Here is an 11,199-nt window from a genome sequence, read left to right on the forward strand (position 1 = left end):
TTCGTATATGAACAAGCAGGTGAGGCTCCCCGAATGAACGGGGAGCCTCACCTGCTTTAACCTATATGCACTTTGCGCGCTGGCGGGAAACCACCTGGCGGTAACTGGCGCTGCTCCGCTTACTTGCGGCGGTGCTTACTTGCGGCGGTAGGTCAGATCGTGCGCGCGGCGGCCCGCCTCCTGAGCCTTACGCTCAAAGCTGGTGAGGGTACGACCCTCCCAACGCGGAGCCCAACCACCCTGCGGATCCTCCTCGGTCGCACCGGCGCCGGGGTTCACGTTCTCAAAGTCGGGGTGCGCCTCCAGAACCTCACGCATGACCAGGGCGTACTCCTCCCAGTCAGTCGCCAGACGCCATATACCGCCGGGCTTGAGCACGCGCGCAACCTTATCAGCGAACGCCGGGGACACCAGGCGGCGCTTGTGGTGGCGGGACTTGTGCCAGGGGTCCGGGAAGAACACCCACAGCTCGTCCACGGAGTTCTCCTCAAGCATGTTGTCGAGCAGTTCGGGTGCGTTCGCCTGAGCCACACGCACGTTCTCCACGCCGGCGTTACCCATCTTCAGCAGCAGGTCCGCGATGCCGGGGGTGTACACCTCAACGGCGAGGAAGTTCGCCTCGGGCACCTCAGCTGCGCGGTGCACGATTGCCTCGCCCAGACCGGAACCGATCTCGACGACCTGGTACGCCTCACGGCCGTAAATCTTCACCGGGTCGAAGGTCGCCTCGGGCGCGACGGAGGTGTCGGTGCGCAGGCGCGGGATGTCCAGCACGTGGGTGGGGGAGTAGGTGTCCCACGCCTTCTGGCGGCGCGCGGTGAGGCGGTCGCCGCGGCGGACGAAGGAGTAGGGCTGGCGGAAGAATTCCTCGGGAACCGGCTTCTTGGCCTTTTCTTCGGTGGATTCGGGTGCCTGGCTAGGCTGCGTGTTCTCAGTAGACATACCTAAAAGAATAGCGTAGCGCCGCTATACCGTGCGGTTTCGCGGCGTGCGGGGCTGGCGTGACGCTGAACTAGCCGGGCGTGAGACTGAACTAGCTGGGCGTATGCCGGTCTGAGAAACACAGAAATTCAGCGCGCAGACAAAAGTGCGGCGGGAGCGAATACTGTTCCCGCCGCACTTTCGTGAGGTTGTTGAGTGAGTTTAGTTTGTGGGGCTTACTTCTTGGAGCCCAGCAGTGCCAGACCCGCGCCGAGCATCACGATGTTGTTTGCGAGCTGCTGGCCGTCCTGGGTGGGGCGGAAGTACTTGTCGTGCATGTCCGGGTTGCGGAAGTACATGGTCATCAGGTTTGCCGCGAACGCGGTCAGGCCTACGCCCGCCAGGCGTGCGGGGATGAAGGGGGTCAGCAGGGTTGCGCCGAGTGCGGTTTCTGCGCCGGAGATGAGCTTGCCGAAGGTTGCTGCGTCCAGCTTGGAGACTGCGGGAACACCGGTTGCCGCCATCTGCTGCAGGAAGGCGTAGGTGCCTTCGTCTGCCTTGAGCTTCTTGACGCCTGCGTCGAGGATGAGCGCGCCGGCGGTGAGTCGCAGTGCTGCGTTGGAGAACTTGCCCATTGTTGTGTCCTTCTGTTCTGTAGTTGGTTGGTTAGGTTTTTGTTGAACGGTTTCTACTCTAGACCCGGTTTCTCGCTGTGTAAAGTTTTACACGTAAAGTTTCTATATATTTTTTGAAAACCCGGCAGAAGCGTGCAGAGAAGAGGTGCGATCTAAGAGCGGTGCGGGGCGTGTTCCGGGTGGAGGCTGAGAGATGCCGCAGACTCGCCCCGTCTCAAAAATCTGGTGATGTTGTATTCCTTGTACTTGTGTGGGTATGAGGGGGTAAAATTTGAAATTATGCATTCTCTGCATAACCCTTTATCGGCGATGCAAGAAAATCGGAAGCCCCGCGAAATCGGAGCCCACAAGCCCAAGCGCACCGCGCTGGCTCGGGAAGCGCGGGAACCGCCTCTTGGCGCGCCGTTCAGGATTATGCATGAATACCAACCACCCGGACTCGCCCCCGAGTGAAATTTAGGGCGAATCGACGCAGGAAAGAGAAATACGTGACACAGCAGCCAACGCAGCACAACTCCGTCACCGGCCTAGACTCTGAAGCTGAGCACTCCAAGCTTCAGCGTGGACTAAGCTACCGACACATCCAGCTGATCGCTATTGGCGGCGCCATCGGCACCGGCCTTTTCCTCGGCTCGGCAAAGACCATCGCCTTGACCGGCCCCTCCATCGTCTTTGTTTACGCCATTATCGGTAGCGTCATCTACTTTGTTCTGCGCGCCATGGGCGAGATTCTGCTCTCCAACCCCAAGTACAAGTCCTTCACCGACTTCATTACCGACATCCTCGGCCTGCGCGCCGGCTTCTTCGTCGGCTGGTCGTACTGGTTCTTCTGGGTCGTCACAGGTATTGCGGACGTCATCGCGATTACCGGCTACATCAAATACTGGTGGCCGGAAATCCCAGCCTTCATCCCGGCGCTGACCGTTATCGTGGCTCTGTTGCTGCTGAACCTGCCCTCGGTGAAGAACTTCGGTGAAATCGAGTTCTGGTTCGCCGTCATTAAAATCGTCGCTATTGTCGCCCTCATTATTGTTGGTGCGCTCATGGTTGCCTTTAGCTTCACTGCGCCCGACGGTACCGTCGCCTCTGTGGCAAATCTCTGGGATCGCCCCGGTCCCTCCGGTAGCGGTATCTTTACCCAGGGCCTGACGGGCTTCCTGGGTGCCTTCCAGATTGCGCTCTTTGCCTTCGTGGGCGCTGAGCTGGTCGGTACCGCCGTGGCGGAAACCGAACACCCTGAACGCACCCTGCCCAAGGCAATTAACGCGGTACCCTTCCGCATTGGCCTCTTCTACGCGCTGCCGCTGCTGACCATCCTCGCCGTCACCCCCTGGGACAAGCTGGATAAGTCCATGAGCCCCTTCGTGGGCATGTTCTCCCTGGCTGGCATTGGTGTTGCCGCCTCGCTGGTGAACTTTGTGGTGCTGACCTCGGCGGCGTCCTCGGCGAACTCCGGTATTTTCTCGACCTCCCGCATGGTCTACGGTCTGGCGCATGACGGTGCCGCCCCCTCCGCGCTGGGTAAGCTCACCAAGAACGGTGTGCCCGCCAACGCCCTGTACCTGACCACCGTGATGCTGCTGTTTAGTCTGGTCATGCTGTACGCCGGTAGCGGCATCATGGAGGCGTTCACCGTGGTGACCTCCGTGGCGTCGATGATGGGTATCTTCACCTGGAGCATGATCCTGATTGCGTACCTGGTCTACCGTAAGAAGTTCCCGGAGCGCCACGAGGCGTCCGAGTATAAGATGCCCTGGGGTATTGGCATGAGCTGGTTTGGTCTGGTCTTCTTCGCCGTCATGGTCTACGCCCTGAGCCTGTATCCGGACACCGCAATCGGTCTGGCGCTGACCCCCATCTGGTTCATCGCTCTGGCTATTGGCTACGAGATTCTGACCCGCCGTCACGCGGCGAAGCGTGCTCGTGCGCTGGCTGCTGGCAATGTTGTTGACAAGGCTGGTCAGCAGTAGTTTCTGTTCTTTCTGCGGCGTTTATGTAGTGTTTCTGCGGCGCTGTTGGTAAGCCCCGTTTCTGCATTCTTTTAGGATGCGGAGGCGGGGCTTTCGCGTGCCCTCGTGCCTGCCTGTTTACGTTCCGGGCGGCATTTTTTACACCGCTTGATATGACGTAAATAATAGAAACAGGTCACATTTTTGCCGTAAATCCTGTTTTCTTGCACTTAACACCTGTAGAATAACTATCCAAGTAGCTGTGAGGGCTCTCAGAAAAACTCCGCGTCAATCGATAGCGTGACACTTTCGAGCACCGCGCGGTAGCTGGTAGAGCCCCAGCCTCGCCCCGAAATCCGGGGACACCCCGCAAAGCAATGACCGCATATTCATGCACTAGCTATACCTCTGAATCTTAATGATTCTCATTACACTAGGGGTACATGCGGCACGGGGTACAACCGCTGAAAAGAGGACGTCGTGACTGAACAGAACAACGTCAGCCTGAATCCTAAAGCTCCCGAACAGGGAGAGCGACTGCACCGCGGTCTAAGCAACCGCCACATCCAGCTCATCGCAATCGGCGGTGCCATCGGTACCGGCCTGTTCATGGGCTCCGGCCGCGCTATCTCCATGGCGGGTCCCTCAGTTATTTTCGTGTACATGCTCATCGGCGCCGTCATCTTCCTGGTGCTGCGAGCTATGGGCGAGATTCTGCTCTCCAACCTGAGGTACAAGTCCTTCTCTGACTTCACCACCGACCTTGTCGGCCCCATGGCGGGCTTCTTCCTCGGCTGGTCCTACTGGTTCATGTGGGTGGTTACCGCCGTCGCGGACATCATCGCAATCGTCGGCTACCTGCACATGTGGTGGCCCGACCTGCAGCCATGGATCCCGGCGCTCGCCGTCATCGGCGTTCTGCTGACCCTGAACCTGGTCTCCGTGAAGAACTTCGGCGAAATCGAATTCTGGTTCTCCATGATTAAGATTGTCGCCATCGTCGCCCTGATTATCGTTGGTGGCGGCATGATCGCCGTCGGCTTCACCTCGCCCAGTGGTGCGCAGGCATCTGTCGCAAACCTCTGGAACGACGGCGGAATGTTCCCCAACCACCTGATTGGCTTCCTCGGTGCATTCCAGATTGCCGTCTTCGCGTTCATGGGCTCCGAGCTCGTCGGTACCACCGCCGCAGAAACCCAGGACCCCGAAAAGACCCTGCCCAAGGCAATTAACGCCGTGCCGGTACGTATTATGGTCTTCTACGTGGGCGCGCTCGCCGTCATCCTGATGGTCACCCCCTGGCGCCTGGTCAGCCCCGATAAGAGTCCCTTCGTCGCCATGTTCACTCTGGCGGGCTTGGGCATCGCCGCGCACATCATCAACTTCGTGGTGATTACCAGCGCAACCTCCTCGGCGAACTCCGGTATCTTCTCCACCTCGCGTATGGCATTCGGCCTGGCACGCGAGCGCAGTGCACCGCAGTTCCTGGGCAAGATCTCCAAGAACGGCGTGCCGCGTAACGCGCTGTTCCTTTCCGCCGTGATGCTGCTGTCCTCGATTGTGCTGCTCTACGCGGGTGACTCGATCTCTCGTGCGTTCAACCTGGTCACCACCGTGGCTGCGGTGCTCGTGATTTTTGCGTGGGCCATGATTATGGTCAGCTACCTGATGTACCGCAAGAAGTTCCCCTCGCGCCACAAGAAGTCGAAGTTCCGTCTGCCCGGCGGCCGTTTCTCCGCGTGGCTGGCTCTGGCGTTCTTCGCCTTCACCATTGGTGTGCTGACCATGAACGAGGAAACTCTCATGGGTCTGCTCGCGATGCCCGTCTGGTTCGTGATTCTGGGTATCGGCTGGGTCTTCAAGCGCCGCGCTGATGCCCGCCGCCACGAAGCAATCTCGACCCGCACCGCGCAGATTGCGATTGTGGAGGCGTCCGAGATTTTCTCGGCACGCTAAACACCCACGCTAAGCCACGCCGGCTATCGGTGCCGGTTATCTCGGTACCGGCTATCAGCGCATGCGTAAAGCCCGCGTCACCTGCTCCTCTCAGGGAGCGGGACGCGGGCTTTCGCTGTCTCTAGGGATGAACCCGACGAGAGGCTCGCGGGAGTGCGCGCTTAGAGGGGCGCCACCTCAGCCTCTTCGGCAAGCGGGTCGTTATCGTCATCGGTGCGGTAGAAATCCCAGCGTTCACAACCGCAACCCGAACGCATCGCCTCAATGACGGCGGCAGCTGCCTCCAGCGGGTCGAGCGCGTGCAGATTCCACAGCGCATGCACCGGTACCGGGTGCCTCCAGCCGTGCTCCTGCAGGAACTCCGGGTCGAAGGCGGGCAGCGCCTCGACGGTGGGTTCAAGCTCGCAGAGGAAACCGGTGGGGGAGCGGAAAACCGTCACCACGGGGGTCGGGTCGGCATCTTCCAGGCAGGCTCCGTCGAAGAAGTAGTAGGTGCTCAGGCGGCGGTTCCAGGCAAGCTGCGCGAGGCGTTCGCCGAAGACTTCCACCGTCTGTTCCCATTGGGTGCGGTGGTACGCCGCCAGGTCGGTGTGGGCGGTCTGCACCACGCCGATGCCCTGCTCGGTGAGTTCGCGGGCGCTCAGACGTGCGGGTTCTGCCGATTCTGCGGGAGCGCCCGCAGGGGAGCCGTCCGGGGTATCCAACTCTGCTAGTTCTGCTTCGGTGAGCTCCGCGTTAGCCAGCTCAGCGTCAGCATTAGTCAGCTCAGCGTCGAGGAGCTCAAGCTCCTCAGCGGCGCTCGCCTCGGCCTCGTTCGACTCAGCGGTGCTCGCCTCCACGGCAGCTACGCTGGCTTCGTTCTTCGTCCACAGGCGCAGCTCGCGGGCAATCTGCGTGCGTCCGCGATGCAGGGTCGTCTGCCAGGAGCCGAACTTGGCGCGTACCGCACCTAGCGGCGGCACCTGCTCAATGAGCGTGGGAATGGTAGACCAGTAGCCGTAGTTCAGCGCTGTCGGCTCGCGGTCGTAGCGGGCGCAATAGCTCAAGAACAGGCTCAGAGTCTTCGGCGCAAAATCCTCGGGTACCGCCGCGGCGTCAATGTACCATTCGTTTTCGAGTGCCTCCGCCGGGTAGATGCCGGTGCGGAGCATACCCAGGGACCAGTCGCCGTCGCCGAGGTAATCGTTGACCGTCTGTGCGGGGGCAGGCCACGCCGATTCGCCCTCCATACTGGAGGCGAGCAGGGTGTACAGGCTACCGCCCTCGGTGCCGATTTCTTCCAAGCCGCGCAGTCGGATGTCCTCGAGGGTCTGCGCGTAGGCTTCTTCCTCCAGCTGGGAGTAGGGGTGTGCGGCAAGGTACTTGAGCGTTGCGCCAATCTTCGCCAGAACGTGCGCAATGTCTTCATTGTTGAAGTGGCGTGCCTCCAGTGCGGACGGCAGGTCGTGAATAATATCGCAATCAAGAATTAGTGCCGCGTACTCGGGCTCCGGAGGCAGATCGTAGGCTTCCGCGAAAACGTACCAGAGGCCGCAGGCGAGCACCGTGTAGCTCGGGGCGTCTGCCGTGACCGGGCCAAACTGCCAGATGCCGGAGCTCAGCGCATAGTTCAGGTACTTCTTGTTGATGTGCGGGTACAGAAAGTTGAGGCGGCGGAGAACCTGGGTAGGGGTGAACCCAAGCGCGGCGAGTTCGGCGATGAGTTCCGCGTACTCGTCGTGAAAATCTAAGTAGCCCTCCGGCGCGTTTGATAGCGCGGCTTGTTCGCGCATGGGTCCCTCTTTCATCTGCGGGATGTGGCGGCACCATGTCGTACCGTGCCGCCGAAACCCTGAACGTGTGCACGCAGATAAGGGTGTTTGCGTGGTGTGAGGCCACCCCTTATCTGCACGAATAAGAGATATTTTTCAAAAAAATATGCTCTTTTATCTAAATTTATCGCTGAAACTTAGCACTATTCAAATATGTGAACCCCTAACACGGTTTCTTACGGAAAGATGACAATGTTTAGCGCACCCACAGGGCAAAATGTGCGTAAAGACTCGTAATCTGCGCTAGAAGATACGGTGGAAAAATACGCTTACCCGCACCCGCACAGGCGAGCAAAATACGCCCCGCGCTGACTCTTTCCTCAGCATTACCTGCCAACCCATGAGCCGCGGCGAAATATGCGAAACTGGAAGGATGAGCGAACACCCCCTCCCGAGCAGCATCCGCCCGCGCGCGGATCGAGCTGCATACCCCGCGCCCAGCAGCGCCGCCGGCAATGAACCCAGCAGCGCCGCACACCGTGAAAAACACGAAACCGGCGGCAAGACTGAGCAGCCCGCCGAGCACCTCATCAACGCGCTCGCCGTAGAAACCGGTATCGCGCCGCACCGCATCCGCGCAGCCGTGGCGCTGCTTGACGCCGACAACTCCGTACCCTTCATCGCCCGCTACCGCAAAGAAGCAACGGGCGCACTCACCGACACCCAGCTGCGCACCATCCAGTCGCGCCTGGGCCAGCTCCGAGCCCTCGAAGAGCGCCGCAACCGCGTGCTCGAAGCGCTCACCGAACGCGCCGACGAAGGCCTCATCGACCCGCTCACCCTGCTGCAGCTGCGTTCCTCGCTCATGAACGCCGCCACCATCGCAGACGTGAACGCCATCTACGCCCCGTACCGCAGCGAGCGTGTGACCCGCGCCCAGATGGCGCGTGCCGCCGGGCTTGATTCCCTCGTCGAAGACCTGCTGGAGGTGCCCCTCGCCGAGGCGCACGCCATCGCCGCCGCATACATTACCGACGGCACCGAAGACGACGAGGACGAGAGCATTGAGGTTGCAGAGGTGAACGAAGCCCTGCAGATTCACAGTGCCGAAGAGGCCCTTGACGGTGCCCGTGCGATCCTGGTTGACCGCGCCCTCACCGACCCGGTGCTGAGCGAAAAGCTCCTCAAGCGCCTGCGTGAAGGCGGCGTGATTGAGTCTCGCGTGATTGCCGGTCAGGAAAGCATTGGCGCGAAGTTCTCCGACTATTTTGCCTTCTCGGACCGTATTCGTTCCATTCCGCCGCACCGTGTGCTGGCGCTGCACCGCGCCAAGGACGCCGGCGTGGTGCGCCTCAAGGTGGATGTGGCACCCGCCCCCGTGGCGCTCAGCCGCCTGCGTGGTGCCGCCCGCGCCGAAGCTGAGGCCGCCGCAGAAAATTACGAGAACGTCCGTTCTGCATACGAGCGTGAAGTTGCCGCCGCGCTACGCATCCCCGTGCAGGTGCTCAACACCGTCGACGACGAAGACCGCGTGCTCGGCTGGCTTGCCGCGACCGTGCGCACCGCATGGCGCAGCCACCTGCGCCCGCGCCTTGCCGAACGCATCCGCCACCAGCTACTCGACGCCGCCGCACAGCACGCGACCGAGGTGTTCGCCTCCAACCTGCGCGATATTCTGCTCGCCGCACCCGCCGGACACAAGACCACCCTCGGCCTGGACCCGGGCCTGCGCCACGGCGTGAAATACGCCGTAGTCGACGGCACCGGTGAGCCGCTGCGCGTGGGCACCGTCTACCCGCACGCCCCGCGCAACCAGTGGGCAGAAGCACTGCGCGAGCTCGCCGCCGCCTGCCGCGAGCACGGTGTGGAACTCATCGCCATTGGCAACGGCACCGCAAGCCGCGAAACCGACAAACTCGCTAGCGAACTGATTCGCACCCTGCGTGAGGAAGGCGTAGAAGCACCCCAGAAGGTGACCGTCTCGGAGGCGGGCGCCTCCGTCTACTCCGCCTCCGCGCTCGCTGCCGCCGAGCTGCCCGACTACGACGTGACCGTACGCGGCGCCGTCTCGATTGCCCGCCGCCTGCAGGACCCGCTCGCCGAGCTCGTCAAAATCGACCCGCAGTCCATCGGCGTGGGGCAGTACCAGCACGACGTGCCGCCCGCTGCGCTGCGCCGCGCCCTCAACGACACCGTCGAAGACTGCGTGAACGCCGTGGGCGTGAACCTCAATAGCGCCTCCGTGCAGCTGCTCGCGCACGTGGCGGGAGTGGGCACCGCAACCGCCGAACGCATCGTCGCCTACCGCACCGAACACGGCGCCTTCGCGAACCGCCAGCAGCTGCTGAACGTGCCGCGACTGGGCGCGAAAACCTTCCGCCAGGCGGCAGGATTTATTCGCATCCGCGGCGGTGAGGAGCCGCTGGACGCCTCCGCCGTGCACCCGGAAGCCTACCCGCTCGCGCGCCGCATTATTGCCGACGCGCAGGCGCGCAACGGCGCCCACTGGGTTGCCGGCGCCCTGGGTACCTCGGATGGAACCGACCCGCTCGCCGGGCTGAACCCCGCCGACTACGTGCAGGACAGCCACGAGCAGGACGGCCACATGCCGGAGAGTGCGGAAGGCACCGCCGGCGTGTACACGGTCGAGGACATCTTCGCCGAGCTGCGCCGCCCCGGCCTGGACCCGCGCGGTAGCTTCCGCACCGCCCGCTTCTCCGAGTCCGTCTCGCATTTCGAGGACGTACGCCCCGGCATGGTACTCGAGGGCACCGTCTCGAACGTGGCGGCATTCGGTGCGTTCGTGGATATTGGCGTGCACCAGGACGGCCTCGTACACATCTCGCAGATGAGCCGCGGCTACGTGGCGAACCCGCACGATATTGTGCGTAGCGGCGACATCGTGCAGGTGCGCGTCGTGGAGGTCGACCCGGCGCGCCGCCGCATCTCCCTTTCCCTGCTGGTAGAGGACGAGAACTAGCGGGGGAGAGCACGAGCGTTCACTGACCTGTTGGGCAATCCGCGAATGATCATTCTCTAAAACCTTAGCTCCCGCAAGAGCACGCAAAAGCCCCGACAAGCACTATCCGTGCCTGTCGGGGCTTTATGTAGGTTCGATTCGAGCTCTACGTCCGAGCTGCACCTTAGAAGTCGATGTTCGCCGGGTCAGCGCCAATACGACCCTCGGGGGTGGAAAGCGCATCCACAGCCGCGATGTCCTCGGCGGTCAGCTTCACGTTCACCGACGCCAGGTTCTCCTCAATGCGGGAGGGGGTCACAGACTTCGGGATAGCCACGGTGCCCTTAGCCAGGTGCCACGCCAGCACAACCTGCGCGGGGGTTACGCCGTGGCGCTCCGCAATCTCAGCCAGCACGGGGTTCTGCAGCAGGTCACTACCGTTACCCAGCGGGCTCCACGCCTGGGTCGCGATGCCGTACTCGGCGTGAACGGCGCGCAGTGCCTCCTGCGAGAAGTAGGGGTGCAGCTCAATCTGGTGGATGACCGGAATTACGCCGGTCTCCTCGATAATCTCGCGCAGCTGCTCCTCGGGGAAGTTCGAAACACCAATGGAACGGACCTTACCCTGCTTCTGCAGCTCAATCAGCGCCCGCCAGGAATCCAGGTACAGGCCCTGCTGCGGCTTAGCCCAGTGAATCAGGTACAGGTCAACGTAGTCGGTGCCCAGCTTCTCCAGGGACGCCTCAAACGCCTCAAAAGCGCTCTCGTAGCCCTGATCGGAGTTCCACAGCTTGGTGGTGAGGAAGATGTCCTCACGAGCCACGCCGGAGTTAGCGATAGCGCGGCCTACGCCCGCCTCGTTGCCGTAAATAGCGGCGGTGTCGATGTGGCGGTAGCCGATCTCCAGGGCGGTGGCCACGACCTTCTCGGCGACCTCGTCCTCAACCTGCCACACGCCGTAGCCCAGCTGCGGAATGGATCGGCCGTCGTTGAACTTTACGTTGGGTACGTTGTAGCTCATGATGCTC

General features: G+C 61.9%; 7 protein-coding genes. 3 read left to right on the plus strand and 4 right to left on the minus strand.

Annotated elements, in window-relative coordinates; translation table 11 throughout:
* Positions 1-135 precede the first annotated feature (135 nt).
* Both trmB and O3649_RS06115 read right to left on the minus strand, forming a co-directional pair.
* Complete coding sequence (gene trmB / locus O3649_RS06110; RefSeq protein ID WP_049354968.1) at positions 136-942, minus strand: tRNA (guanosine(46)-N7)-methyltransferase TrmB; 807 nt, start codon at positions 940-942, stop codon at positions 136-138.
* Between the two features lie 215 nt (positions 943-1,157).
* A complete protein-coding gene (locus tag O3649_RS06115) occupies positions 1,158-1,556 on the minus strand; it encodes a hypothetical protein (protein WP_070614728.1) in 399 nt (132 codons plus the stop codon).
* Between the two features lie 488 nt (positions 1,557-2,044).
* On the opposite strand from O3649_RS06115, the gene O3649_RS06120 reads away from it, so the two are divergent.
* Positions 2,045-3,526, plus strand: coding sequence for an amino acid permease (locus O3649_RS06120; protein ID WP_294456240.1), 1,482 nt, complete (start codon positions 2,045-2,047; stop codon positions 3,524-3,526).
* Between the two features lie 459 nt (positions 3,527-3,985).
* On the plus strand, positions 3,986-5,461 hold the full coding sequence (locus O3649_RS06125) for an amino acid permease (RefSeq protein WP_314681198.1): 1,476 nt from the start codon (positions 3,986-3,988) through the stop codon (positions 5,459-5,461).
* 161 nt (positions 5,462-5,622) lie between these two features.
* Here O3649_RS06125 and O3649_RS06130 read toward each other — a convergent pair whose 3' ends face one another.
* Positions 5,623-7,233 (minus strand): dehydrogenase, encoded by a 1,611-nt coding sequence (locus tag O3649_RS06130; protein WP_294625540.1) that lies wholly within the window; start codon positions 7,231-7,233, stop codon positions 5,623-5,625.
* A 412-nt stretch (positions 7,234-7,645) separates the two neighbouring features.
* On the opposite strand from O3649_RS06130, the gene O3649_RS06135 reads away from it, so the two are divergent.
* Positions 7,646-10,192, plus strand: coding sequence for a helix-hairpin-helix domain-containing protein (locus O3649_RS06135; RefSeq protein WP_294625542.1), 2,547 nt, complete (start codon positions 7,646-7,648; stop codon positions 10,190-10,192).
* Positions 10,193-10,355: 163 nt separating this feature from the next.
* Here O3649_RS06135 and O3649_RS06140 read toward each other — a convergent pair whose 3' ends face one another.
* On the minus strand, positions 10,356-11,192 hold the full coding sequence (locus O3649_RS06140; RefSeq protein ID WP_049337484.1) for an aldo/keto reductase: 837 nt from the start codon (positions 11,190-11,192) through the stop codon (positions 10,356-10,358).
* Positions 11,193-11,199 lie beyond the last annotated feature (7 nt).

Origin of the sequence: Rothia sp. 27098_8_29 (genome assembly GCF_041432785.1) — a bacterium.
GTDB classification, from domain to species: Bacteria; Actinomycetota; Actinomycetes; order Actinomycetales; family Micrococcaceae; genus Rothia; species Rothia mucilaginosa.